Source organism: Aeromonas rivipollensis (genome assembly GCF_010974825.1).
Classification (GTDB): domain Bacteria; phylum Pseudomonadota; class Gammaproteobacteria; order Enterobacterales; family Aeromonadaceae; genus Aeromonas; species Aeromonas rivipollensis.
Genome location: NZ_JAAILA010000003.1, coordinates 49,703 through 74,023 on the forward strand (window position 1 = coordinate 49,703; position 24,321 = coordinate 74,023).

The following is a 24,321-nucleotide window of genomic DNA, read 5'->3' on the forward strand; positions in this document are numbered from 1 at the left end:
TATTTAGCAAGGTTTCAAACATGCCCAAACGACTCATAAAACGCTGGCTGCCCGATCAGGACAAGCTCAAGGAACACAAGCACTTGCGGCTGTTCGGCAAGCTGCTGCTCGATGCCAACCTCTGGCACCTCAACCGCCGCTCCGCCGCCGGTGCCTTCGCGGTCGGCCTCTTCATGGCCTGGATCCCGCTCCCCTGCCAGATGCTACTGGCGGCCGGTGGCGCCATCCTCTTTAGGGTCAATCTGCCCCTCTCGGTCGCCCTGGTCTGGCTCTCCAACCCCTTCACCATGCCGCCGCTGTTCTATGGCGCCTACCTGGTGGGCTGCCAGCTGCTCGGGCACCCCGCCCAGCACATCGATATCCAGTTCACCTGGGAGTGGCTTGTCTCGGTATTTGAAACCCTGGCCCCGCCGCTGCTGCTGGGCTCCCTGGTGCTCGCGCTGCTGAGCTCCTTGATGGGTTACGCCTTCATCCGCACCTTCTGGCGCATCAACACAGTGCGCCAATGGCAGAAGCGCAAGGAGGCGCGGGCATGCTGAGCCGCTGGCTGGCCCGTTTCAAGATAGACCCGGACACCCTGCGCCAGCAGAAGTGGTTCGCCCTCTTTGGTGAGCGCCTGCTGACCCCCGCCCTCTGGCAGGGCGGCACCCGGGCGCTCAGCGGCGCCGTGGCGGCCGGCCTCTTCGCCAGCTGGATCCCCATCCCCATGCACTCCCTCGTCGCGGTCGGGCTGGCGCTGGCGTTTCGCCTCAACCTGCCGCTGGCCCTGCTGGCGGTCTGGTTCAACAACCCGCTGACGCTGCCCTTCATGTACCTCTATGCCTATCGCACCGGCTGCCTGGTGCTGCACCAGACGCCTGAGCCCTTCCACCTCACCTGGTCATTGCACTGGCTGGAGCACGAGGCGGCGACCCTGGTGCCCCCCTTCCTGCTCGGCAGCCTGTTGCTGGCGGTGCTGACCGCCGCCACCGGGGCCCTGCTCACCCTGCTGATGCTGCAACTGGGCAGGCTGACCCGCCCCCGCTGAGCCTCCTGCCCGCCCTTCGGCTTAGCCACAGGGCGCAATTCGCGCCGCCTTGCCATCGTTTGGCTCTGCCACCACACTCCTTGTAGTCCTCAGCTTGCCGCTACCTGCAAAGACAAGGAGTTCACCATGGCCCAACCCCTGACGCTGGCCTATGCCAATGGCCAACCCATCTCACTGCTGCCCGCCATGGCCAACCGCCACGGCCTCATCACAGGCGCCACGGGGACCGGCAAGACAGTCACCCTGCAGGTGCTGGCAGAGGGGTTCTCCCGCCTCGGGGTGCCGGTCTTTCTGGCGGATGTAAAGGGGGATCTCAGCGGCCTCGGCGCCGCTGGCACCCCGTCGAGCAAGCTGGATGCCCGGCTGGCCCAGCTCGGCATCCCGGCCCCCGCCTTCGCCCCCAGTCCGGCCCTGTTCTGGGACCTGTTTGCGGAGCAGGGGCACCCGGTGCGGGCCACAGTCTCCGACATGGGGCCCCTGCTGCTGGCCCGCCTGCTCGACCTCAACGACACCCAGAGCGGGGTGCTGGAGCTGGTGTTCAAGGTGGCGGACGACGAGGGCTTGCTGCTGCTCGATCTGAAAGACTTGCGCGCCATGGTGCAGTTTGCCGGGGACAACGCCAAATCCCTCACCACCCGCTATGGCAATGTGTCCACCGCCTCCATCGGCGCCATACTGCGCAACCTGCTCACCCTGGAGAGTGCGGGAGGGGACCACTTCTTCGGCGAGCCCATGCTGGATATTCAGGATCTGCTGCAGACCGACGGGGCCGGCCACGGCCACATCAATGTGCTGGCGGCCGGCAAGCTCACCCAGTCCAGCCGCCTCTATGCCTGCTTCCTGCTCTGGCTCTTGTCCGAGCTGTTCGAGCAACTGCCCGAGGTGGGGGATCCCGATAAACCCGTGCTGGTGTTCTTCTTCGACGAGGCTCACCTGCTGTTCAACGACGCCCCCAAGGCGCTGCTGGAGAAGATAGAGCTGGTGGTGCGCCTCATCCGCTCGAAAGGAGTGGGCGTCTATTTCGTGACCCAGAGCCCGGCCGATATTCCCGACAGCGTGCTGGGGCAGCTCGGCAACCGGGTGCAGCACGCCCTGCGCGCCTTTACTCCGAGCGACCAAAAAGCGGTGCGCATCGCCGCCAACACCCTGAGGGCCAACCCGGCCTTCGACGCGGCCGGCGTCATCACCGAGCTCGGGGTGGGCGAGGCCCTGGTCTCCCTGCTCGATGAGAAGGGGCGCCCAAGCGTGGTGGAGCGCGCCTTTATCGCCCCGCCCGCCAGTCGCATAGGTCCCCTGGGCGACGCCGAGCGGCAGGCCCTGATCCAGGGATCAGTGCTTCACGGCAGATACGAGACCCGCGAGGATCGCGAATCCGCCTTCGAGCGCCTCAATGGCGGGGCACCAGCCGCCTCGGATGATGCCTCCCAGACCCCGTCGGAGCAGGGGGGCGGATTGCTCGACGCCCTCAACGGTATCCTGTTCGGTCGCACAGGCCCGCGCGGTGGTCAGCATGACGGCGTGGTGCAGACCGCCGCCAAGAGCGTGGCCCGTACCCTGGGCAACGAGGTGGGGCGCCAGCTGGTACGGGGCGTACTCGGCTCCCTGCTGGGGGGCAGCAAACGGCGCCGTTGATGTCGGAAAACAGGCATGAAAAAGCCCGCCGACATGGCGGGCTTTTTATTGAGCGGATGCCGATGGTTGTGCTTACAGCACCTTGGCGATGGCATCGCACAGGGGATCTATGTTGGCGCGGGTGATCCCGGCCACGCTGATCCGGCCGGAGCCGACGATGTAGATGGCAAACTCGCTCTTGAGACGCTCCACCTGATCCTTGGAGAGACCGGAGAAGGAGAACATGCCGTTCTGCTCGCGGATGAAGCTGAAGTCCTGGCTCACACCGAGGGCAGCCAACTTCTCTACCAGCAGTTCGCGCATCTCGCGAATACGCACCCGCATGGCCGCCACCTCTTCCACCCACTCGGCATAGAGGGCCGGATCGCTGACTATGGTAGTCACCACGGCGGCGCCGTGTGACGGCGGGTTGGAGTAGTTGGCTCGGATGACGGTCTTGACCTGGGTGAAGGCCACGTCGGCAATCGCCTTGGTCGCGCTGACCAGGGTGAAGGCACCGACCCGCTCGTTGTAGAGGCCGAAGTTCTTGGAGAAGGAACTCGCCACCAGCAGTTCGTCATGGCACTCGGCGAAGATGCGTAGCCCCTCGGCATCTTCCTCTATACCACGGGCAAAGCCCTGATAGGCGAAGTCAAACAGCGGCAGCCAGCCAGCGGCGGCGCTCTGTTTGGCCAGGGCGCGCCACTGATCAGCTGTGGGGTCAATGCCGGTCGGGTTGTGGCAGCAGCCGTGCAGCAGCACCAGATCGCCGGCCTGCGCTTCACAGAGCGACCCCTGCATGGCGGCAAAGTCGAGACCCTTGGTCGCCGCATCGTAGTACTTGTACCACTTGACGGTGAGGCCGGCAGCCTGGAACACGCTGACGTGGTTGGCCCAGGTGGGATCGGAGATCCAGATGGTCTTGGCCAGACCGTTGCGCACCACGAACTCGGCGGCGATGCGCAGGGCACCTGTACCACCCGGCGCCTGGGCTGTCTTGGCGCGGCCGCTGGCAATCAGGGCGGAATCCTGCCCGAACAGCAGTTGCTGCACTATGCGGCCATATTCGATATTGCCTTCAATACCGAGGTAGTTCTTGGTCTTCTCGTCGGTGAGCAGCTTCTGCTCTGCTTTCTTGACGCAATGAAGGATAGGAGTGGCACCGGTCTCATCCTTGTAGATCCCGACCCCCAGATTGATCTTGTGGCTGCGAGAGTCGGCACGGAAGGCTTCGGTCAGGCCCAGGATCGGATCCGCTGGGGCGGCAACAACCTTTTCAAACATGGTATTCCCTGTATTCCGTTGAGTTCATTGGCTGGCAAACTAGGTTGGCAAACTAGGTTGGCAAACAAAAGCGCTCCTTTGGCGAGCGCTCCGTCAACTCTTTATACCACTGCCTTCCATAGGGGAAAACCGCTTTCTCAAGGTGGATGGCAGCCCCCTCAGCCGATTGCATGCCAGCCCGATGCCAGGGCGCATACCTCGGCCGACAGGCCACGGTTGGACTCCACCAGATCGCTGCACAGGGCCCGCAATGGACGGGGGATCCGGCTCGGCTCCCAGGGGCGAGCGCCCTGCAGAGGGGCGGCATAGGCCTCCTTGATGGGAGCCAGGTCCCGGGGCAGCCACCAGCTGGCCGGGCGTCCCAGCCGCTGGGCCAATACCAGGACCCTGTCGACCCCTGCCGGGTCCAGTGCTGTGAGGTGACTCCAGAGGGTCTGGGGCGGCAAGGCGGCAATCAGGGGTTGCAGGGCGCCGGGATCCTGGGCAGGAAGCCAGACCAGCAAGGCGTCGTCCGGGAGGCTCAGCTCGGCGAAGACGCCGACGGAGTCGGTGCTGATCACCCGCTGGATCTCCCCCTCGCCCCAGAGGATCTTGCCAAGCCCCGCCAGGGTGCGGGCGGGTAACGCCACCTCTCCCAGAGTGTGCAACCAGGGGGCCGCATCGAGCAGGGTACCGCCGCTGAAGAACAGGCTGAACGGGCGGGCGGCCCGCAGGCGCAGCGGCAGATCGCTGCACAGCCGTATCCCCTTGTCTTCAAAGTTGATCTGCTCGACCGGACTGAAGCTCGCCTCCCCCTTGCGATAGAGTGCCGCCAGCACCCGCTCGTTGACCCGCTCCCCCAGTTGCCAACCCTGGGCATGGAGCCACTCCTCGGGTTCGGGGGGAGCACAGGCCAGCTCGGCCAGCATCAGCTCGCGGGTGAGATAGCGCCGTCCGGCCGGGGTCAGCTCATAGCGGTGATTGCCAAGGGGGAGCAGCAGCTGATTGTCCCTGAGCATGCCGATGAGGGGCTGCCATTGACGACCGCGGATAACCTGGGGCGCCTCGTCCAGCAACTGCTGAGCCAGCGCTCGCCACTCGGGGTGACTGAAATCGATCACACGCATCCTTCCCTGTCGGCAGACCATCTTTCAACGAATTGAATAATCTAGCGATTTACGACTAAGGAGCCAAGGGTAGAAAAGAGACAACGTGACCTGGCGCAGGGCCAAACGGCGGAGGGAATAAGGTGAAAGGCAGATAAAACAAAACGGCCAAGCAAGCTTGGCCGTTTATCAACTAAATCCGTACTAAGACTGGATTAGAAGTTGTATTGCAGGGCAACAGTGAACTCGTCGTCCATGTCATCGATACCCTGGATCTTGTACTCGGTGTACGCCTTCAGCTTGGAAGTGAAGTTGTACTGAACACCCAGCAGGGTTTCGTCAACCATGTCTTCGTAGGAAGAACCGGCAGAGTTGTCCTTGCCTTCCTTGAAGTTGTAGCCAGCCAGGAAGGTCCAGGCATCAACGTTGTAGGAAGCAGCCAGCTCGTAGCCACGACCTTCACCCTTGTAACCGGTGGTGTCGTTCTTCAGGTCGCCTTCGGTGTAGACACCGGCGAAGTAGAAGCCGTTGATGGCGTAGTGTGCGCCCAGGGCCCACTCGGACTTGTCACCAGTGTTGGTGCTGGTGGTGCTTTCCAGGTCGGAGTAAGCGTAACCGCCGTTCAGGCCCAGACCGAAGTCGAAGTCATAACCGATGGCAGCTGCGTAGCCGTAGTTACGCTTCAGGTCCGGGAATACGGTAGTGACGGTTTGGCCACCCATGTCAGAAACCTTGACGGCTTCGTCGTCGTTGGTCTGGTAGGACACTTTGCCCTTGAAACCACCGTAGGTGTTGGAGTAGATGATCTGGCCTTCTTGACGACCGTCGTAGAAGTTACCGTAATCACCCCACTCGTTGAAGATATCGGTCGGCTCCAGCACATCGTAGAACGCGGTGTCGGTCTGGCCGAAGATGATCTTGCCGTACTGGGTACCGTCGAAGCCAACCCAGATGTGACGGGAGTTGAACTTGTTGTCGGAGTTTTCGGCGGAAACCTGCCACTCGGTCTTGGCAATACCGGACCAGGTGTTGTTCAGCGCAACTTTACCGGACCAGCCCAGACGGGAGGAACCGATCAGCTCGGCATCACCAGCGTTGCTGGCAGTGATGGGGCTGGCGTCGTCAGCGTCAGCATAGTAGTTAGCCTGAACACGGCCGTAGATATCAAAGGAGGTACCGTCTTTGTCATAAACCACTGCGGCGTTAGCGGCAGATGCGAACAGAGCCGGGATAGCGATAGCCAGAATTGTCTTTTTCATAGTTGTTTCCAATGCCTACTGTAATTAAACACTAAGTCCTTGTTATTCCCTGTGTTAGCGATGTTCTTTGCATCACTATGCCGCCGAGACTATCACCGGGTTTTCCGATCCGCAACGAAAAAACTTGGAACTTTTTGAGAAAACCATAGTCATAGGAAAAAAATTGTGAGCTGAATCTCATATTGTTTGCCCTCTCAGGGAAAACGTTTACAGCGATACGCGCTGCCTGAAACGCCCTTTTTTGGTGGTTTATTGCACTCACAATCCACCCCATGACATAAGTGCGGATCCCGGCCCATAACCCCTGCCTCGCCTTGCCTCGACCCAGGCCGCCTGTTGCGGGTATCCTGTGGCCATTCATTCCAGACACGGTCACGCCCCATTCATGCTATCGACTCGCCTCAAAGCCACCATTCGCAATACCTATCGACAGATTGCCGATGGTTTACCCGGTTTTGTGCCGCGCAAGGAGCAGAATTTTCTGGTGGCCGAAATCGCCAAGACCCTCACCGGAGAGTATGAAAAGAGTCGCCGCATCCTGGTGGCCGAGGCGGGCACCGGCATCGGCAAGTCCCTCTCCTATGCCCAGGGTGCCATCCCGGTGGCGCGGCTCACCCAGAAGAAGCTGGTGATCTCCACCGCCACCGTCGCCCTGCAGGAGCAGCTGATCCACAAGGACCTGCCCTTCTACCATCGCCACAGCGAGCTGCCGTTTCGCTTCATGCTGGTCAAGGGGCGCCAGCGTTACTGCTGCGAACATCTGCTTGAACAAGCGGCAAGCGGCGCCGATATGGCCAATTTCGAACTCGACTTTTTTTTGCAAAATACGGGCAGCTTAAGCAAGCACAAGCCGTCAGATTCTGACAAGGAGCGCTATCAGGCGCTGTGGCAGGCCTACACCGAGGGGAAGTGGGACGGGGACAGGGACAACTGGCCCAAGCCGATTCCAGATCTGTGCTGGGATCGCATCGCCGCCGATCGCCACAGCTGCAACAAGGCGCTGAGCCACCACCAGCACTGCCCCTTCCACCGTGCCAGGAATGGCATGGACGCCGCCGATGTGCTGGTGGTCAACCATGCCCTGCTGCTCTCTGACCTCACCATGGGCGGCGGCATCATATTGCCGCCACCGGACGAGTGTATCTATGTGCTGGATGAGGCTCACCACCTGCCGACCATAGCCCGGGATCACGGCGCCGCCTCCGCCAGCATCAAGGGGTCCCGCCGCTGGCTGGAAAAGCTGGTGCAGAGCGCCGGCAAGCTGGCCAGGGCGCTGAACAAGGAGAGCCTGCTCGACCCCCAACTCAAGCTGCAGGATGCCCTGGCCTCCCTGCAACCGGATCTCAAGGCGCTGGAGCAGTGGCTCGCCGGCAACGATCAGCTGTTTGGCACCGAGCAGCACCACAGGTTTGCCGAGGGGGTGCTGCCCGATCCCCTGCCCATGCTGGCGGAGAACCTGAAGGAGGCGAGCAAGAAGGCGCTGCGGGCGCTGGACAGGATGCAGGGCGCCATCGGCGAAGCGCTCAAAGACGGCGAAATCCGTCGCAAGGAGGCCGAGCCCCTGCTGGCGGAGAGCGGTTTTCACCTGCAGCGGCTGGAGAGTTTCTGCGCCCTGTGGGAGATGCTGAGTCGCCACGTGCCGACGGGCAAGACACCGCTGGCCCGCTGGATGGCCAGGAGCGAGGATGGGGACATCTGGCTGCACGCCTCCCCCATAGAGGTGGGTTATCTGCTGGAGGAGTGGCTCTGGTCTAGGTGCCTGGGCGCCGTGCTGGTCTCGGCCACCCTCACCGCCCTCTCCTCCTTCAGCTATTTCCGCCACCAGGTGGGGCTCAAGGAGCATGACGGCACCCGCTATCTGCGGCTGCGCTCTCCTTTCGAGTACCACAAGGCCGAGCTCTATCTGCCAAAGATGACCCATGAACCCAGCGCCCCCGGCTTTACCCAGGAGCTGGTCGATACCCTGCCCCGGCTGCTGGCGGGCAAGGAGGCGAGCCTGGTGCTCTTCTCCTCCTACCGGCAGATGAACGAGGTGGCGGTGGGGCTGCGGGCCAAGGGGCTCTCCCTGCTGGTGCAGGGGGAAGCGTCGCGCAACGCCCTGCTGACCTTGCACAAACAGAGGTGCGACGGCGGCCAGGCCAGCATCCTCTTTGGCACCGGCAGCTTCTCCGAGGGGCTGGACCTGCCCGGCCACTACCTCACCAACCTGGTGATCACCAAGCTCCCCTTCGCGGTGCCGAACTCCCCGGTGGAGGAGGCGACCGCCGAGTGGGTCGAGAAACGGGGTGGCAACCCCTTCCTGCAGCTGACGGTGCCAGAAGCGTCCCGAAAACTCATTCAGGCCTGTGGCCGTCTGATCCGCAAGGAGGCCGATCGGGGCCGCGTTACTATTCTCGATCGGCGCCTGCTGACCAAACGCTACGGCAAGGGCTTGCTCGACGCCCTCCCCCCCTTCACCCGGCGTATCGAGTGAGCCATGCCGGGTTTATTTGACAGATAAGTCAGCAAGCTGCCTGCCGGGCGGCGCCACAAACGGCTATTGCCGCTCTGGGGCAAACCTGTAAAAATGAGCCCCTATTTTTCAGTGGGCAATCGCCTGACTGTTCAAGGAGATGAAATGAAACTGACTGTTCTGGTGCCGGCTCTGGCTGGTCTGTTGTGGGCAGGTAGCGCCCTGGCTGATAGCCAACTGGAAATACACAATCCCTATGTAGTGCAGTTGATCGATGGCGAGTCCATCAATCCCAAGCTGCTGGAGAAGACCAGCAGCTTCCCCATCAGTGCCGGCAAGCACCAGCTGGTGGTGGCCTTCGAGGGCAACTACTCCAACCGCAACGACATCAAGCTGGTGACCGCCGAGCCTCTGGTGATCAACTTCACCGCCGCCGACAACCAGACCCTGGTGCTGGATTTCAAGAAGCCGCGCAACGAAGACGAAGCCAAGGCATTCGTGAAAGAGCAGAAAGTCGTTCTCAAGGACAAGGTCAGCGGTCAGGCCCTGGCCAGCGAGCAGTTCGTCATGCCGAAAGTGGGTGGCTTCCAGCTGACCCGTGACTACCAGCAGGAGCTGCTCAAGATGGGCAAGGCCTTCAACCAGCCAGCGACCGTTGCCGTCTCCACCGCTGCCGTGATGGCCGCCGCCAGCGCGCCGGTCGAAGTGGCGCCGAGCAAAGCCCAGAGCAATCCGGAAGCCCTGACCCAGCTGCAAAACTGGTACAACAAGGCGGATGCGGAAACCCGCAAAGCCTTCCAGATCTGGGTGATCCAGCAGCAATAAGGCGCAGCGCGTCGCTTTATGCATAGAGGGGAGCCTGGCTCCCCTTTTTCATATCAGTTCAGGCCTATTGCCATGTCCCTGCGCATCTTCTATCACCCCCATTACTCCTCCCTGACGCTGCCCGAGCGCCACCGCTTTCCCCTGGCCAAGTACCAGGCGCTCCACCAGATCCTGGCAACACTGGGCTATCCGCTGGCAGAGGCACCCGCCGCGAGCCGCCAGCAGATAACCCGGGTCCACGACGCCGACTATGTGGCGGCGGCCCTTGCCGGCACCCTGGATGACGGCGCCATCCGCAGACTCGGCTTTCCCTGGTCACCCATGCTGATTGAACGCACCCTGCGCTCGGTCGGGGCCACCATCGCCGCCAGCCGCCACGCCCTCGAGCAGGGCTGCGGCCTGCAGGTCTCCGGCGGCTATCATCACGCCCACAGGGACTTTGGCAGCGGCTTCTGCCTGTTCAACGATCTGGTGATAGCGGCCCGGGCCTGCCTGGACGAGGGGCGCTGCGAGCGGGTGCTGATAGTGGATCTCGATGTCCATCAAGGGGATGGCAGCGCCGCCCTGTGCGCGGGGAGCCGGGACATCATCACCCTCTCCCTGCATGGCGAGCACAACTTCCCCCGCGACAAACCGGCCTCCCATCTGGACTTTGCCCTGCCAAGCGGCATGGAGGACGACGCCTACCTCGAGACCCTGACCCAGGCGCTGTCACTGGCGCTGCGCCTCTACCGCCCCGACCTCATCCTCTACCAGGCCGGGGTCGACGTGCACCAGGCCGATGAGCTCGGCTATCTCTCCCTGAGCGACGCCGGGGTGCGCCAGCGGGACGCCATGGTGTTTGACTGTGCGATAAGCCACGGCCTGCCCATCGCCGCCGTACCGGGAGGCGGTTATCGGCGCGACTGGCGGCAGTTGATCCCGCTGCACCTCTCCCTGTTCGAAGAGGCGAAAAAGCGCTACGGCTAGCGCCCCTTTCCCCCTCGCCAGTCTCTGATAACAACAAGGCGGCCCCGGGGCCGCCTCTTCTTATATAGGGCACAGCTGCGTTTTGCAGCGCCTGTCACCAGAGACAGGACAGGGCGTCATGCATGGCTCTCGACGCTCTTTTCTATCAGACACTCGCCATCAGGCATGTGCCACCGGGGTCGGATGCTCACCCACGGGGCGCAGCAGCATCAGCAGATAGATGAAGGACACGCTGGCGATCATGATAAACAGCAACTTGTCCGAGTAGTGCTGCATCAAGAGCGAGGTATAGGCCGGGCCGAGCAGGCTGCCTATGGTGTAGCTCAGCAGCAGCGCCTGATTCATCGCTACCAACTGATGCTGCTCGACCTTCTCGCAGGCCCAGGCCATGGCCACCGGATAGAGGGTAAAACCGGCGGCGCCCAGGATGAAGAGCGCCGGACCCATCGCCAGGTTGCCAAGCATTGCCAAGGCGCCCAGGATGACCACCAGCACCTGCAGCCGCAGTACAGGCAAGCGACCGAACCGATCCGCCAGACGGCCCACCGGCCACTGCCCCAGGATGCCGGCGCTCACCATGACCGCCATCCAGTAGCCGATACCGGCATCACTCACCCCCTGATGGTTCAGGTAGAGCGGCATCAGGCCATAGAGCGACCCCAACACTATGCCGGAGATGATGCAGCCATTGACCCCAAGGCGCGCCTGACGCAGGCGCAGCATGGGCCACACCCGGGTTGCCCCCTGCTGCTCGCCCTGCTCGTTGACAATGCGGGTAAACAGCAGCGGCAGGATGGCGGCCAGTACCAGGCCAGTCACCCAGGGCAGCACATCCATCAGACCGGTCGGCAGCGTGCTGACCAGCAGTTGCCCGAGCACAGTCCCCATGTAATAGACCATCATGTAGGCGGCGAGCAGGCGCCCCCGGTTGCGCGCGTTGCCGCTGCACATCAGTGCACTCTCAACCACCACCCAGATCATGGCGCAGCCGATGCCGGCGATGAATCGCCAGATAAGCCAGCTCCAGAACCCCAGGGTGAGCCCAAGCCCGACACAGGCTGCGGCGAAGAGCGCAGAAGCCAGGTAGTAGCTGCGGTTGAACCCGGCGCCTTTGATCAGCGCCCCCGCCAGCAAAGTCCCCAGCAGGTTGCCGCAAAAATAGGCGGAGCCGACCATGCCCACCTGCCAGGTCGGCAGCTTGTCATGGGCGAGCCAGAGCGGCACCAGGGTATTCAACACTGCTATGGCCAGGGTCAACAGCAGCAGGCCACAGAGCAATAACTGCACTGGCCGGGAGTATGTGGTCATGGATAAAACCCTGGGGAGAGGCAAAATGCGAGCGCATCATGCCACCGCCAATGCCATTGTCAATCGGCACTGAACGAGCCACAGCCAGGTTTTGCCCCGACCCGGCCATTGGCGTCATAACAGAAGAGGCGACCCTGGGGTCGCCTCTTCGTTATAGCTGCCACAACATCGGCTATTTCTGACGTTTTTTGGCGTACTTGCGACGGGCCCGCGCCTGGCGCTCCTCTTCCCGCTCCGCCTTCTCCTTGGCCTTCTCCTCAGCCTCTTCTGCCGCCAGTATGATCTCGGCGCTCACCATCTCAGGGGTCTCCAGGGAGATGCGCCCCAGCATACCTGAGCGGAACTCGTTGACCAGGATCTCGGAGGCCTTGTGCAGATCCGCCAGGCCGCCCTTGCGCACGAAGGCGCGCTGACGGGCGATCATCTCCAGCAGCTCGATCTCGGTCTCGGGCAGATCGGTTATCTGGTAGCGAGCCTTGATGCGCTCGGGGTAGGCCTTGATGAAGTAGTCGGCGGCAAACATGGCGATGTCGGCGTAGTCAAAAACGGTGTCCTTGATGGCCGCGGTGATGGCCAGCCGGTAGCCGCAGGAGGGCGGGTTGAGCTTGGGCCAGAGGAACCCCGGGGTATCGGTCAGGATGACGTTGTTGTCCAGCTTGATCCGCTGCTGGGACTTGGTCACCCCCGCCTCGTTGCCGGTCCGGGCTATGATGCGCCCCGCCAGGGTGTTGATCAGGGTGGACTTGCCCACGTTGGGGATGCCCATGATCATGGCCCGCACCCCGCGCAGATCGAAGTTGCGCTCCGGCAGCATCTCGTGGCACAGGGTCAGCAGTGCCTTGATCTTCTCCGGCTCCTGCTGGGTCAGGGGCAACGCCTTGATCCCCTTCTCTTGTTCCATGTGCGCCACCCACAGCTCGGTGATCGCCGGATCGGCCAGATCCGCCTTGTTCAGCACCTTGATCACCGGGGTATCCCCACGCAGCTCGGGCACCAGGGGGTTCTCGCTGGAGAAGGGGATGCGGGCATCGAGCATCTCGATGATGACATCGACCTGGGGCATGACCTCGGCAATTTCTTTGCGGGCCTTGTGCATGTGGCCGGGGAACCAGTTGATGGACATATCCGTTACTCTCTCATTGGGGATGCGGGCTCCCGCTGGGGGCTGCGGGCGCCTGGTGATGCGCCAAACCGCTGGCACTCATCGCAAGGGGGCGCATTTTACCTGCTGCGGCCCCGATTTGACAGGCCATTGTGGCCACAGGCGTGCACGGCCGCGGCGCCGGTGCCACCGCAACTGCCTGGGGCAGAAGGGCAGACAGCAATCAATAAGTGGTTGATACAACATAACATTTATACGGTGCCTTCACCGTATTGTCATCCAGACTCACTAAAAGTGTCATCTGCCCCCTCTAGGCTGCGCTCAGGTTTTACAAGGAGCGAACCCCAATGAGAAACATGGCAGGACTTGCAGTGATGATAGGCGCCACCCTGGTCGCCGGCTGCAACTCCAACAATGACAGCAGCACCCCGGAGCCCAGCGCCAAAAACGTCATCTTCTTCCTCGGCGACGGCATGGGCCTCAACACCCTGACCGCCGCCCGCATCTACGGCGTGGGGGAAGAGGGCAGCCTCACCATAGACACACTGCCGGAGACGGCCTTCATCAAGACCTTCTCCCACGACGCCCAGGTCACCGACTCGGCCCCCTCCATGGCGGCCTACATGACAGGGGTCAAGAGCAACAACGGCGTCATCAGCATGGACAGCGACGCCACCTATGAGAGCGACTGCAGCCAGAGCGCCGGCAAGCCGGTCACCACCTTGCTGGAGCTGGCCAAGGCCGACGGCCGCGGCACCGGCGTGGTCACCAGCACCCGGGTGACCCATGCCACCCCGGCCGCCACCTATGCCCACATCTGCAACCGGGATCTGGAAGCCGACATCGCCGCCCAGCTGGTGCCGGGCGGCGCCGGTTATAACGGCGCCCTGAAAGAGGGGCTGGACGTGGTGCTCGGTGGCGGCAGCAGCTTCTTCCTGCCCACCGCCGACAAGGGCAAGCGGGAGGATGGCCGCAACCTCATCAGCGAGATGCAGGCCAAGGGCTACCAGTTTGCCAGCAACCTGGACGAGCTGAACCAGGCCGAGGCTGGCAAGCCGCTGCTGGGGCTGTTTGGCGCCAGCCACATGAAATATGACCTGGACAGGCCCGCCAGCGAGCCCTCCCTTGCCCAGATGACCCTGGCCGCCATCACGCAGCTCAAGGACAAGGAGAAGGGTTACTTCCTGATGGTGGAAGGGGGCCGCATCGATCACGCCCTGCACGACACCAACGCCAAGCGCGCCCTGCAAGATACCCTCGCCTTCGACGACGCCATCAAGGCCACCATCGACGAGGTGAAGAAGAGCGACCCCGAGCTGAAAAACACCCTGATAGTGGTCACCGCCGACCATGACCATACGCTGGTGCTGAATGGTTATGCCAAGCGTACCGGCAAGACCACGGCAGGCAACCCCGGCGTGCTCGGGCTGGTGAAGAACTACGAGACCGGCGAGCCGAGCAAGGACAGCGACGGCATGCCCTACACCATCATCGGCTTTGGCAACGGCTACAACCGGGTGGATGGCCCGCGCAGCAGCGTGGCACCGCTCGACGATGCCACCGTCTCGGCCGACGACTATCACCAGGAGGTGGTGGTCAAGGTGGGCGAGCTAGGCAACGAGACCCACGGCGGCACCGACGTATTCCTCGGCGCCATCGGCCAGGGGGCTGACAGCTTCCACGGCTCACTCGATAACACCGCCGTCTTCGGCAAGGTCAAGGCTGCGGCCAAGCTGTGAGGATCATTCCCGTGAGAAAAACCATGAACAAAACCCTGGTGTGCACCGCCCTGTTCGCCGCCCTCGGTGGCCTGTCCCAGGCCCAGGCCAGCGACGCCAAGAACGTCATCCTCTTTATCGGCGACGGCATGGGCCCCAGCGTGCTCACCGCCACCCGCCTCTACAAGGTGGGGGAAGAGGGGGATCTCGAGATGATGAAGCTGCCACGCAGCGCCCGCATCAAGACCTTCTCCCACGATGCCCAGACCACGGACTCGGCCCCCTCGATGGCGGCCTACACCACAGGGGTCAAGATGAACAACGAGGTGATCGCCATGAGCAGCGACACCCAGGCCGTCGCGCCGGCCAAGGACATCAACGGCAACAAGGGCATCAACAACTGCACCGGCGACAACGGCACCCCGGTGCCGACCATACTCGAGCTGGCCAAGGCGGCGGGTAAATCGGTCGGTGCCGTCACCACCACGGAACTGACCCATGCCACCCCGGCGGCCACCTACTCCCACATCTGCCACCGTGACGCGGCCTACGCCATCGCCGAGCAGGCGGTACCGGGGGGCGCAGGCTTCAACACCGCGCTCGGGGACGGGGTCGACGTGCTGATGGGGGGCGGAGCCAATCACTGGACCCCCTACAGCGCCAGCAACAAGGGGGGCCGGGCCGATGGCCGGGATCTCACCGCCGAGCTCAGTGCCCAGGGCTATCAGTACGTCACCACCCGGAGCGATCTCGCCAAGATAGAGAGCGGCAAGGTGCTGGGTCTGTTCAGTGCCAAGTCCCACCTCGACTACGAGCTGGACCGCGTCGCCAAGGGGGCGGCCAATACCCAACCGTCCCTCTCCGAGATGACCGCCAAGGCGATCGATCTCTTGAGCCAGAACAGCCAGGGTTACTTCCTAATGGTGGAAGGGGGCCGCATCGATCACGCCCTGCACGCCACCAACGCCAAACGGTCGCTGACCGATGCGGTGGCGCTGGATGAGGCGGTCAAGACGGCGCTCGGCAAGGTGGACTTGACCGATACCCTGATAGTGGTCACCGCCGATCACGACCACACCATGACCATCAACGGCTACTCCGCCAAGGGCAACCCTGTGCTGGATCTGGTCAAGAATGGCGACGGCTCCACCCAGAACGACGTGGATGGCAAGCCCTTCACCACGCTAGTGTTCGGCAACGGCCCGAACCGTCAGGACCTGCGCCCCACCCTCACCAGCAATCAGGTGATGGGGGATGATTACCTGCAGGAGACCGGGGTCAAGCTGGGCTCAGAGACCCACGGCGGCGGCGATGTGATGCTGTTTGCCGATGGCGCGGGCAGCGGCCGCTTCAAGGGCACCCTGGACAACACCCTGGTGTTCGGCAAGCTCAGGGAGGCGCTCGGCCTGTAAGAAAGAGGGCCCGGTGTCACGCCGGGCCCCCTTCTTTCGAGCGATCATCCATGATGCGATTGTTACTTCCGTTATGGCTCCTTGGCAGCACCCTCAGCTTCCCCCTGCTGGCCGATGAGGCCCCCGATCTGGCCGCCCGCATCCGCTATCAGGACAGGATCACCAGCAGCGACGGCATAGCCCGGGAGAACCACTGGCAGGAGAAATGGATACGGGTCGGCAACCAGGTGTGGAGCCAGCGGCTCATCCCCCTGCCGCTCGCCCGCGCCTATCACGCCAGCCACGATGCCACTCCGGGCCACAAGCACTTCACCCACCAGATGGCGGCCCGCTGGGTCAGCCGAGACGATGAAGGAGAGCTGCAACTGCGCTACGCCGACGCCTGGCACAACCAGCTGGTGGAGGTGCCGCCGGAGGAGTATGGCCAGGTGGCCTTCAAGCCCGACTGGGCGCGCCTTCGCCATCTCGTGGATCCGGCCCTGCTGCAGGGCATGACCGCCCTGGACGAGGCGGCCCCCGAGCAGGCGCTCTGGTACGAAAAACGCGATGGCAGGCAGCGCACCCGCATCCTCTGGTCTAGCCAATGGCAGTTGCCCCTGGTGGTGGAGTCCGCGAGCCTGGACGGCTATCGCAGCTACCGGATGGAGGTGACCCTCAAGCCCTTGCCAAAGCAGTTGCCCTGGCAGCAGCTGGGCGGCTACCAGACCCTGGATCTGCGGGACTTCTTCGACTGACGGCCCGCTCCCCCCAATGGGTTGACTGACTTGGGGTTACGGGATGTTACACTCTGTGTACTCATCCCTGACCCGGTCTTCTATGCGTCTTCCCCTATTGCTTCTATTCTGCTGCGCCCACCTCTTCCCAGGCCCCGGCGCCCACGCCGTGGTGGTCCTGGCCGCAGACGTTCCCCCTTATGTCATTCGCTCCCAGCAGGGGGCCCCGAGCGGCATGGCAATCGAGGTGCTGGAAGAGGCGGCCCGCCGCCTTCGGGAGCCGCTGGAGATAGAGCTGATGCCGCTGGCCCGCGCCCTCAGCCAGACCCGCCATCGGGCGGACGTCCTGCTGCTGCCACCGGCCAGGAGTCCCCAGCGCGAGCCCCTGTTCCTCTGGATTGCCCCCCTGCTGGAGGAGGCCTTCGTGCTGGTCAGCCACCGCCAGCACCACCCGGCCCCCCTCTCGGTCAAGGCGCTGTCCGGCCTGACCCTGGGGGCGATGCGCGGCTCTCATGGTCAGAGCCTGATCCAGCCCCTCAAGGGAGTGACCCGGGAGCTGGTCACCGAGGAGGTCAACAATGCCAGCAAGCTGGCGCTGGGCCGCATCCAGGGCTGGGCCGTGGCCTGGAACACGGCCCGCTACAACCAGCAACGGGCCGGCTTGCCCCTGGCGGATCTGGTGCGCGGCGACACCTTGCAAGAGAGCGCCCTCTACCTGGCCGCCAGCCCGCAGTTTCCTGCGGCCGAGGCGCTGCGCTGGCGTAAGGCGATTGAGGAGATGCGCGAGGATGGCAGCCTGGCGCGCATCCTGCGGCAGTACGATTACCAGGCGCCCTGACCCCCGGCCGGGCATTTGCCAAAGCCATTCAGAATGGTTATGGTATCCCCATGAAAGCGCTCATGATTTTTTCCAGTCTGCTCACACCCCGTTGAGCCCCCGCCCTCGCCCCTGACAGCGAGTCGCTCGGGGGCATCGCGCTTGCGATCTATTCTCACAATCCGAACCCTTTTTCGACCAGCTTGTCCGTCATCCTGGTCCTTTCAGCCATTGATAAGGAATACCCCATGCAACAGCCACATCTCGTCATCTCCAATCTGGATCTGGATCGCATCGAGCAACTGCTCGGCAACCACCCGCAACACCTGGCCCTGCAGGAGGAGCTGAACCGCGCCGAGATCCGCGACCCCGCCGACATGCCGCCTGACGTGGTGACCATGAACAGCACTGTGCGCTTCAAGATGCAAAACAGCGGCAATGACTTCTGCCTGACCCTGGTCTACCCGAAGGACGTGCAGGGGGACGAGTCGAAGATCTCCGTGCTGGCGCCGGTCGGCAGCGCCCTGCTGGGCTTGAAGGTGGGTGACAGCATCGCCTGGCCGGGCCCGGCCGGGCGCACCATACAGGTGGAGATCCTGGAAGTGGTCTATCAGCCGGAGCGGGCGGGTGAGCTGCACCGCTGACAGGACCGGGCACGCTCTGCCGCCCCGGCGAGCAGAGCGTGCCTCTCCTTTATTGCTCCCCCTGTTTCTCTGCCCCTGTGGGCAGGCATCACCGCATCTCCTTCGCTGGGGCTCTCCTCCCCCTTGAGCCAGGGGGCGAGCGGGAGTATCTTGTTGGCCGCGCCAGCGCCCTGGCCGCAGATTTCAGGCTGACACCATGATAAAAATTGCCCTCATCGACGATCACCAGATAGTCCGCTCCGGCTTTGCCCAGTTGCTCAATCTCGAACCCGATCTGCGGGTCGTCGCCGAATTCGGCAGCGCCGCCGACGCCCTTGCCGGCTTGCCGGGCAGCGGCGTGCAGCTGTGCGTGTGCGACATCTCAATGCCGGATCAATCCGGGCTGGACCTGCTCAGGCAACTGCCCGCCGGCCTCGCCGTGGTGATGCTGTCGGTGCACGACAGCCCGGCCCTCATCGAGCAGGCCCTGCAGGCCGGCGCCAAGGGGTTTCTCTCCAAGCGCTGCAGCCCGGAGGAGCTGATCGCCGCGGTACGCACCGCCGCCCAGGGTGGTTGCTACCTCACCCCGGACATAGCCCACAAGCTCGCCAGCAGCCACAGAGATCCCCTCACCAACAGGGAGCGGGAGGTGGCGCAGCTGCTGGCCGGCGGCATGGAGGTGAAGGCCATCGCCGAGCGCCTCGGCCTCTCCCCCAAGACGGTGCACGTGCACCGCGCCAACCTGATGGACAAGCTCAACGTCAACAACAACGTGGAGCTGGCCCACCGCATGCTGGACAGCTGGTGATCTCCCGCCTTGCCAGCTATGTCGCCATCTCGCTGGCGGCCTGCTTCATCTTCGCCGCCGGCTGGTTCTGCCTCTGGAGCATAGGGCTGCATCTGGTGGAGAGCCCGGTGCTGGCGGTGTTGCTGTTCCCCTTCGGGCTGCGTCTGGGTCTGCTTCTGCAGAGCCCCCTCCCCTACTGGCCGCCCCTGCTGCTGTGTGAAGCCCTGCTGCTTCACTGGCTCGATCGGGAGGTGGGCATGCCCCTGTGGCCCCTCATCCTGGCTGGCAGCCTGCTCACCCTGCTGCCGCTGCTCATCGCCCGCCGCCAGCGGGTGCGAGACGACTGGCAGCAACTGCTGGTGCTGCTTGCCACCGTCACTGTGGCGGCGGCCCTGCAATCCCTGCTCTGGCATCTGGCCGGGGAAGATGGCCTCACCGCCCTGCTGCTCACCCTGACCGGCGGCCTGACCCTCACCTCCACCTGCATGCTGATCTGGCACTATCTGACCCGCGCCACCTGGGTGCCGCTCGGCCCTGCGCTGGTGGATCAGCCGGTGGACTGGCGCTTTCGCCATCTGGTCTGGTATCTACTGCTGTTCGTGCTGAGCCTGGGGCTGCAGCTCGGCCTGCCGGACTCTTTGGTGCGCTTCACCCCCTTTTGCCTCGCCATTCCCATCATGGCCATGGCCTGGCGCTACGGCTGGCAGGGGGCCCTGCTCGCCACCCTGATGAATACGGTGGCTCTGATGGCGGGCCAGGCCTGGCACGAACATCCCCTGGATCTGCTGCTCTCCCTGCTGGCCCAGAGCCTGACCGGCCTGCTGCTGGGGGCCGGCATCCAGCGCCAGCGCGAGCTCAACCAGGCGCTGACCCGCCAGCTCGCCCACAACCGCCAGCTCACCGAGCGGCTGCTGGAAACCGAGGAGAGCATCCGCAAGGAGGTGGCCCGGGAGCTGCACGATGACATAGGCCAGACCATCACCGCCATCCGCACCCAGGCAGGCATAGTGCGCCGCCTCGCGCCGGACAACCCCCATGTCGGCCAGAGCAGCGCCCTCATCGAGACCCTGTCGCTCGGGATCTACGATGCGGTGCGCGGCCTGCTCGGTCGCCTGCGCCCGCGCCAGCTCGACGACATGAGCCTGGAGCAGGCGGTGCGCGGCCTGCTGCGGGAGCTGGAGCTGGAGCGGCGCGGAATCGTCACCCGGCTGGAGTGGGGGCTCGCGGATGAGGATCTCTCGGACGCCCAGCGAGTCACCCTGTTTCGGGTCTGTCAGGAGGGGCTCAACAACGTGGTCAAACACGCCAATGCCAGCGCTGTCACCATACTGGCCCGCCAGCAGGCCGATCGGGTGCTGCTGCAACTGGACGACGACGGCTGCGGCCTGCCCGAGCAGACGCCCCAGGGCTATGGCCTGCTCGGCATTCGCGAGCGGGTGCAGGCGCTGGGGGGGACGCTGCGGCTCTCCTGCGCCCAGGGGACCCAGCTGACTGTCAACCTCCCCAGCCGCAAACGGGAGGAGTCCCATGACTGATCCAGGATCCAGAAGGCAGGACACCCCATGCTGAGCTTTATGAAGAGCCGCCCGGCGGCCCCTCTGGTGAGGGATCAGGCCGAGATCGATGCCAGCTATCACCATTGGCGCCTCCACATACTGCTGACCATGTACCTGGGCTATGCGGTCTTCTATTTCACCCGCAAGAGCTTCAACTTCGCCATGCCGGACATGCTGGCGAGCGGCATCCTGGACAAGGCCGACATCGGCATGATGTGGACCCTGTTCTACCTCACCTATGGCTGCTCCAAGTTCGTCTCCGGCATCATAAGCGATCGGGCCAACCCCCGTTACTTCATGGGACTGGGGCTGATGGCGACCGGGGTCATCAACATACTGTTCGGCCTCTCGTCGGCCCTCTGGATGTTCGTGGCACTCTGGATTGCCAACGCCTTCTTCCAGGGCTGGGGCTGGCCCCCCTGCTCCAAGCTGCTCACCAGCTGGTACTCGAGGACCGAGCGCGGCTTCTGGTGGTCGGCCTGGAACACGGCCCACAACGTGGGCGGGGCCCTGATCCCGCTTATCGTCAGCACCATAGCCCTGCAGCACGGCTGGCGCTACGGCATGATAGTGCCCGGCCTCATCGCCATACTGGCCGGGCTGCTGCTGTGCTGGCGACTGCGGGACACCCCGAGCACCCTGGGGCTGCCCACGGTCGGGCAGTGGCGCCAGGACGCCCTGGAGATGGCCCAGCAGACCCAGGATGTCGGCCTGGATCCGCGCCAGATCCTGCGCAAATACGTGCTCGGCAATCCCTACATCTGGCTGCTGGCCTGCTGCTACGTGCTGGTCTACGTGGTGCGTACTGCCATCAACGACTGGGGCAACCTCTACATGACGGAGCAGCGCGGCTTCAACCTGATGAGCGCCAACTCGGCCATCTCCATGTTTGAGGTGGGGGGCTTTATCGGCGCCCTGGTGGCGGGCTGGGGCTCGGACAAGCTGTTCAACGGCAACCGGGGGCCGATGAATCTCATCTTCGCCATGGGGATACTGCTCTCTGTGGGGTCACTCTGGCTGATGCCCTTCTTCAGCTACGTGATGCAGGCAGCCTGCTTCTTCACCATCGGCTTCTTCGTGTTCGGTCCCCAGATGCTGATCGGCATGGCGGCGGCGGAGTGCTCCCACAAGGATTGCGCCGGGGCAGCCACCGGCTTCGTCGGGCTCTTTGCCTACATGGGGGCGGCGCTGTCGGGGTATCCGCTGGCCAAGGTGATGGAGATCTGGCACTGGAACGGCTTCTTCGTGGTCATCTCGGTGGCGGCCGGGGTCTCGGCCCTGTTGCTACTGCCCTTCCTCAAGGCCCAGGCACCGCGGACCCTCGCAACCGAACCGGGCTGAGCATCACGGCTCAGGCCGGCAGGCAGACCCGGTTCTTGCCGCTGCGCTTGGCCTGATAGAGGGCGCGGTCCGCCTGCCCGAACAGGGTATCGAGATGCCAGCCCCGGGCGTAGGGCACCAGCCCCAGGCTGGCGGTGACCTGGATGCCGTCCAGGGGCAGCGTCGCTATGCCCTGACGGATCTGCTCGCAACGGGCCTGCTGGGCCAGGGCATCCCCCTCGGGCAGCAGCAGCACGAACTCCTCGCCGCCGAAGCGGCTGGCCACCAGATCCCCCTGACCGGCAAGATAGGCACCCACCGCCGCCAGCACCCTGTCCCCCGCCTCGTGGCCGTGGCGATCGTTGATCTGCTTGAAGTCATCGAGATCCAGCACCACCAGCGCCCCCTGTTTGGGCGCAGTCACACAGCGCTCCATAAAGCCACGCCGGTTGAGCAGGCCCGTCAAAGGATCCTGGCTCGCCTGCCGGCGCAGGGCCAGGGCCCGGTACTGGGTACAGAGCAGCAGCACCCCGAAGGTGGAGAGGTAGTTGCCCATCAGCATGGAGAGGAAGGGCAACACATTGACCACGTGCGGATCCATCAGCACCCGCACCTCGCCACTGAGCAGGGCCCCCATGCGCACCAGGTTGAAGCCGTAGAGCAGTATGTTGACCACGGTAAACACCAGCACGGCCGGCAGGTAGGCCGGATAGCCATGGCGCCAGATGAGCAGCACCACCACGGCCCCCAGCACCATGTAGCTCAGGCAGGCCAGCAGCACCCGGGGGGCCATCTCGTCGTTGAACAGCACGCTCCAGCAGAGGATCAGCAGGTAGACCAGCATGAAGAGCGCGAAGGCCCGCCAGTTCGGCGGCTCGCCGAAGAAACGCTGCAGCGCCAGCGGCATCAGCGCTATGCAGAGGGTGATGAGCAGGTTGGCCAGCCAGATCCCCGCGATGTGGGGGGCGAACGCCTGCATAAAGAACAGCGACTGGGCCGCCAGGGCACAGAGGCTGGACCACCACCAGAGCCCGAGGCCGGGGATCTCCCTGTGGGTCGACCAGATGATGGAGAGGGTGATGAATCCCAGGCTGTAGCCCCCGAGGGCCATGAGCATCAGCGTGAATACATCCAGATTGAGCAGAATTGAGGTGTCCATTCCCGAGCCTTCCATTGGGGATGGCTGAGTATATGGGAAGCCCATGACAAGACACAGAGGGAGCCTTCTGGCGCGATGAAATATTTTCCGGCTCCCCAGCTGACCCGATGCCTGGCACTCAAGGTTCGTTCGGACCCAGATTTCCCACCGACCACACAGCAAAATGCCTGCCAACTATTTTTGCACTTGAACCCGCGCCATTAGATAGATATGTTGTTTTCATGTGGTTTTATGAGCCGTGCCGCGAGGAAAAAGCGCCACTAACCTATTGAGTCGTCTGACACAATCGGATTTTGGTACATTTTTCACTCAATGAATGGGGAGTAGAATCTCATATGGGGCTTTTGCCTCAATCAAGACAATAATCCTGTCTTGCCTGCTGCCGGATGCAGCAGTCTCTTGTGCCATGGAGTCGCACGGAGCAGGTTCAAGGCCGAACACACTTTCGACAGAGACGTCACTTATGATCAAAAAACTCATTCTCTCTACCCTGCTGCTGTGCGGGCTGGCTCATGCCGCTCCCAGCTCTGCCCCTAGTTCAACTCTGGACGCCGTGCTGGAGCGCGGTGTGCTGCGGGTCGGCTTCGACGCCGGCTATCAACCTTTCGAGATGACCAACAAGCAGGGCCAGTACATCGGCTTCGACGTGGATCTGGCCAAGATGGTCGCCAAGGAGATGGGCGTGAAGGTGGAGTTCGTCAACACCGCCTGGGACGGCATCATCCCGGCCCTGCTGACCGACAAGTTCGACGTCATCATGGGCGGCATGACGGTCACCCCCCAGCGCAACCTGCGCGTCAACTTTGCCGATCCCTACATAGTCGTGGGTCAGACCATAGTCCTTCGCAAGGACAAGGCGGGGGAGATCAAGTCCTTCAGCGATTTGAACGATCCCAAGTACAAGATCGCGGTCAAGCTCGGCACCACAGGCGAGCAGGCGGTCAAGCGCCTGATCCCCAAGGCCACCCTGCTGCAGTTTGAAACCCAGGACGACGCCAAGCTGGAAGTGATCAACGGCAAGGTGGATGCCTTCGTCTACGACCTGCCCTATAACGCCATCTTCGCCTCCCAGAACACCGGCGCCGTGGTGCACCTGGACAAACCCTTCACCTTCGAGCCGCTGGCCTGGGCCATCCGCAAGGGGGATCAGGACACTCTCAACTGGTTCAACAACTACCTGCGCCAGATCAAGGGCGACGGCAGCTACGACCGTCTCTACAAGAAGTGGTTTGAATCCAACGCCTGGCTCAACCAGCTCAAATAACCTCTCAAGGGGCGGTTCGCCGCCCCTTCA

Annotated in this window: 21 protein-coding genes; 15 read left to right on the forward strand and 6 right to left on the reverse strand. The window is 63.4% G+C overall.

From position 1 onward, the window contains the following. Positions 1-20: 20 nt before the first annotated feature. The 3 genes from G4923_RS01105 to G4923_RS01115 all read left to right on the forward strand — a co-directional run bounded on the left by G4923_RS01105 (position 21) and on the right by G4923_RS01115 (position 2,659). Positions 21-539 (forward strand): DUF2062 domain-containing protein, encoded by a 519-nt coding sequence (locus G4923_RS01105; RefSeq protein WP_025327482.1) that lies wholly within the window; start codon positions 21-23, stop codon positions 537-539. Next, positions 533-1,027 carry a DUF2062 domain-containing protein gene (locus tag G4923_RS01110; protein ID WP_163135084.1) on the forward strand — a complete coding sequence of 165 codons (495 nt, stop codon included), beginning with the start codon at positions 533-535 and terminating at the stop codon, positions 1,025-1,027. Before G4923_RS01105 ends, G4923_RS01110 begins: the two co-directional genes overlap by 7 nt. 126 nt (positions 1,028-1,153) lie before the next feature. Continuing rightward, positions 1,154-2,659 (forward strand): helicase HerA-like domain-containing protein, encoded by a 1,506-nt coding sequence (locus G4923_RS01115; RefSeq protein ID WP_163135091.1) that lies wholly within the window; start codon positions 1,154-1,156, stop codon positions 2,657-2,659. Between the two features lie 72 nt (positions 2,660-2,731). Here the strand turns inward: G4923_RS01115 and G4923_RS01120 are convergent, their stop codons facing one another. The 3 genes from G4923_RS01120 to G4923_RS01130 all read right to left on the reverse strand — a co-directional run bounded on the left by G4923_RS01120 (position 2,732) and on the right by G4923_RS01130 (position 6,266). Next, the gene (locus G4923_RS01120) at positions 2,732-3,922 is read right to left on the reverse strand and encodes an amino acid aminotransferase (RefSeq protein ID WP_163135093.1); all 1,191 of its coding nucleotides are present in this window, start codon (positions 3,920-3,922) and stop codon (positions 2,732-2,734) included. A 158-nt stretch (positions 3,923-4,080) separates the two neighbouring features. After that, entirely contained in the window at positions 4,081-5,022 is a 942-nt protein-coding gene (locus tag G4923_RS01125) for a hypothetical protein (protein ID WP_163135095.1), read from the reverse strand. Positions 5,023-5,222: 200 nt separating this feature from the next. Beyond that, the gene (locus G4923_RS01130) at positions 5,223-6,266 is read right to left on the reverse strand and encodes a porin (RefSeq protein WP_106886400.1); all 1,044 of its coding nucleotides are present in this window, start codon (positions 6,264-6,266) and stop codon (positions 5,223-5,225) included. A 385-nt stretch (positions 6,267-6,651) separates the two neighbouring features. On the opposite strand from G4923_RS01130, the gene dinG reads away from it, so the two are divergent. The 3 genes from dinG to G4923_RS01145 all read left to right on the forward strand — a co-directional run bounded on the left by dinG (position 6,652) and on the right by G4923_RS01145 (position 10,512). Continuing rightward, positions 6,652-8,739: an ATP-dependent DNA helicase DinG gene (gene dinG, locus G4923_RS01135; protein WP_163135096.1), complete on the forward strand. Its 2,088-nt coding sequence runs from the start codon at positions 6,652-6,654 to the stop codon at positions 8,737-8,739. A 144-nt stretch (positions 8,740-8,883) separates the two neighbouring features. Then, a complete protein-coding gene (locus G4923_RS01140; protein WP_106886398.1) occupies positions 8,884-9,543 on the forward strand; it encodes a YccT family protein in 660 nt (219 codons plus the stop codon). Positions 9,544-9,615: 72 nt separating this feature from the next. Further along, a complete protein-coding gene (locus G4923_RS01145; RefSeq protein ID WP_163135098.1) occupies positions 9,616-10,512 on the forward strand; it encodes a histone deacetylase family protein in 897 nt (298 codons plus the stop codon). A gap of 159 nt (positions 10,513-10,671) precedes the next feature. Here G4923_RS01145 and G4923_RS01150 read toward each other — a convergent pair whose 3' ends face one another. Further along, a complete protein-coding gene (locus tag G4923_RS01150; protein WP_163135100.1) occupies positions 10,672-11,820 on the reverse strand; it encodes an MFS transporter in 1,149 nt (382 codons plus the stop codon). Between the two features lie 172 nt (positions 11,821-11,992). Further along, positions 11,993-12,943 carry a ribosome biogenesis GTPase YlqF gene (gene ylqF, locus G4923_RS01155; RefSeq protein WP_106886395.1) on the reverse strand — a complete coding sequence of 317 codons (951 nt, stop codon included), beginning with the start codon at positions 12,941-12,943 and terminating at the stop codon, positions 11,993-11,995. A gap of 326 nt (positions 12,944-13,269) precedes the next feature. Between ylqF and G4923_RS01160 the strand changes: the two genes are divergently transcribed. The 8 genes from G4923_RS01160 to uhpC all read left to right on the forward strand — a co-directional run bounded on the left by G4923_RS01160 (position 13,270) and on the right by uhpC (position 21,889). Continuing rightward, positions 13,270-14,661: an alkaline phosphatase gene (locus G4923_RS01160; RefSeq protein ID WP_163135102.1), complete on the forward strand. Its 1,392-nt coding sequence runs from the start codon at positions 13,270-13,272 to the stop codon at positions 14,659-14,661. 23 nt (positions 14,662-14,684) lie between these two features. Further along, positions 14,685-16,052, forward strand: coding sequence for an alkaline phosphatase (locus G4923_RS01165; RefSeq protein ID WP_163135103.1), 1,368 nt, complete (start codon positions 14,685-14,687; stop codon positions 16,050-16,052). A 50-nt stretch (positions 16,053-16,102) separates the two neighbouring features. Then, positions 16,103-16,786, forward strand: coding sequence for a hypothetical protein (locus G4923_RS01170; RefSeq protein WP_163135104.1), 684 nt, complete (start codon positions 16,103-16,105; stop codon positions 16,784-16,786). Positions 16,787-16,868: 82 nt separating this feature from the next. Next, positions 16,869-17,603, forward strand: a complete 735-nt coding sequence (locus tag G4923_RS01175; RefSeq protein ID WP_240455235.1) for a substrate-binding periplasmic protein — start codon at positions 16,869-16,871, stop codon at positions 17,601-17,603. A 227-nt stretch (positions 17,604-17,830) separates the two neighbouring features. Continuing rightward, a complete protein-coding gene (rnk, locus tag G4923_RS01180; RefSeq protein ID WP_025327497.1) occupies positions 17,831-18,226 on the forward strand; it encodes a nucleoside diphosphate kinase regulator in 396 nt (131 codons plus the stop codon). Between the two features lie 196 nt (positions 18,227-18,422). Next, the gene (gene uhpA / locus G4923_RS01185; protein WP_139437025.1) at positions 18,423-19,013 is read left to right on the forward strand and encodes a response regulator transcription factor UhpA; all 591 of its coding nucleotides are present in this window, start codon (positions 18,423-18,425) and stop codon (positions 19,011-19,013) included. Beyond that, complete coding sequence (uhpB, locus tag G4923_RS01190; RefSeq protein WP_163135106.1) at positions 19,010-20,527, forward strand: signal transduction histidine-protein kinase/phosphatase UhpB; 1,518 nt, start codon at positions 19,010-19,012, stop codon at positions 20,525-20,527. The genes uhpA and uhpB overlap by 4 nt, the downstream gene beginning before the upstream one ends. A gap of 27 nt (positions 20,528-20,554) precedes the next feature. Next, entirely contained in the window at positions 20,555-21,889 is a 1,335-nt protein-coding gene (gene uhpC, locus G4923_RS01195) for an MFS transporter (protein ID WP_163135107.1), read from the forward strand. 10 nt (positions 21,890-21,899) lie between these two features. On the opposite strand, the gene G4923_RS01200 is transcribed toward uhpC, so the two are convergent. Next, positions 21,900-23,027 (reverse strand): GGDEF domain-containing protein, encoded by a 1,128-nt coding sequence (locus tag G4923_RS01200; protein ID WP_163135108.1) that lies wholly within the window; start codon positions 23,025-23,027, stop codon positions 21,900-21,902. Between the two features lie 463 nt (positions 23,028-23,490). Between G4923_RS01200 and G4923_RS01205 the strand changes: the two genes are divergently transcribed. After that, positions 23,491-24,291 (forward strand): transporter substrate-binding domain-containing protein, encoded by an 801-nt coding sequence (locus tag G4923_RS01205; protein WP_163135109.1) that lies wholly within the window; start codon positions 23,491-23,493, stop codon positions 24,289-24,291. Positions 24,292-24,321 lie beyond the last annotated feature (30 nt).

Excerpts from the sequence above, each read along its gene's own strand:
- G4923_RS01105 (WP_025327482.1), top strand. The coding sequence starts at position 21 with ATGCCCAAACGACTCATAAAACGCTGGCTGCCCGATCAGGACAAGCTC.
- G4923_RS01110 (WP_163135084.1), top strand. The coding sequence starts at position 533 with ATGCTGAGCCGCTGGCTGGCCCGTTTCAAGATAGACCCGGACACCCTG.
- G4923_RS01115 (WP_163135091.1), top strand. The coding sequence starts at position 1,154 with ATGGCCCAACCCCTGACGCTGGCCTATGCCAATGGCCAACCCATCTCA.
- G4923_RS01120 (WP_163135093.1), bottom strand. The coding sequence starts at position 3,922 with ATGTTTGAAAAGGTTGTTGCCGCCCCAGCGGATCCGATCCTGGGCCTG.
- G4923_RS01130 (WP_106886400.1), bottom strand. The coding sequence starts at position 6,266 with ATGAAAAAGACAATTCTGGCTATCGCTATCCCGGCTCTGTTCGCATCT.
- dinG (WP_163135096.1), top strand. The coding sequence starts at position 6,652 with ATGCTATCGACTCGCCTCAAAGCCACCATTCGCAATACCTATCGACAG.
- G4923_RS01140 (WP_106886398.1), top strand. The coding sequence starts at position 8,884 with ATGAAACTGACTGTTCTGGTGCCGGCTCTGGCTGGTCTGTTGTGGGCA.
- G4923_RS01145 (WP_163135098.1), top strand. The coding sequence starts at position 9,616 with ATGTCCCTGCGCATCTTCTATCACCCCCATTACTCCTCCCTGACGCTG.
- G4923_RS01150 (WP_163135100.1), bottom strand. The coding sequence starts at position 11,820 with ATGACCACATACTCCCGGCCAGTGCAGTTATTGCTCTGTGGCCTGCTG.
- ylqF (WP_106886395.1), bottom strand. The coding sequence starts at position 12,943 with ATGTCCATCAACTGGTTCCCCGGCCACATGCACAAGGCCCGCAAAGAA.
- G4923_RS01160 (WP_163135102.1), top strand. The coding sequence starts at position 13,270 with ATGAGAAACATGGCAGGACTTGCAGTGATGATAGGCGCCACCCTGGTC.
- G4923_RS01165 (WP_163135103.1), top strand. The coding sequence starts at position 14,685 with ATGAACAAAACCCTGGTGTGCACCGCCCTGTTCGCCGCCCTCGGTGGC.
- G4923_RS01170 (WP_163135104.1), top strand. The coding sequence starts at position 16,103 with ATGATGCGATTGTTACTTCCGTTATGGCTCCTTGGCAGCACCCTCAGC.
- G4923_RS01175 (WP_240455235.1), top strand. The coding sequence starts at position 16,869 with ATGCGTCTTCCCCTATTGCTTCTATTCTGCTGCGCCCACCTCTTCCCA.
- rnk (WP_025327497.1), top strand. The coding sequence starts at position 17,831 with ATGCAACAGCCACATCTCGTCATCTCCAATCTGGATCTGGATCGCATC.
- uhpA (WP_139437025.1), top strand. The coding sequence starts at position 18,423 with ATGATAAAAATTGCCCTCATCGACGATCACCAGATAGTCCGCTCCGGC.
- uhpC (WP_163135107.1), top strand. The coding sequence starts at position 20,555 with ATGCTGAGCTTTATGAAGAGCCGCCCGGCGGCCCCTCTGGTGAGGGAT.
- G4923_RS01200 (WP_163135108.1), bottom strand. The coding sequence starts at position 23,027 with ATGGACACCTCAATTCTGCTCAATCTGGATGTATTCACGCTGATGCTC.
- G4923_RS01205 (WP_163135109.1), top strand. The coding sequence starts at position 23,491 with ATGATCAAAAAACTCATTCTCTCTACCCTGCTGCTGTGCGGGCTGGCT.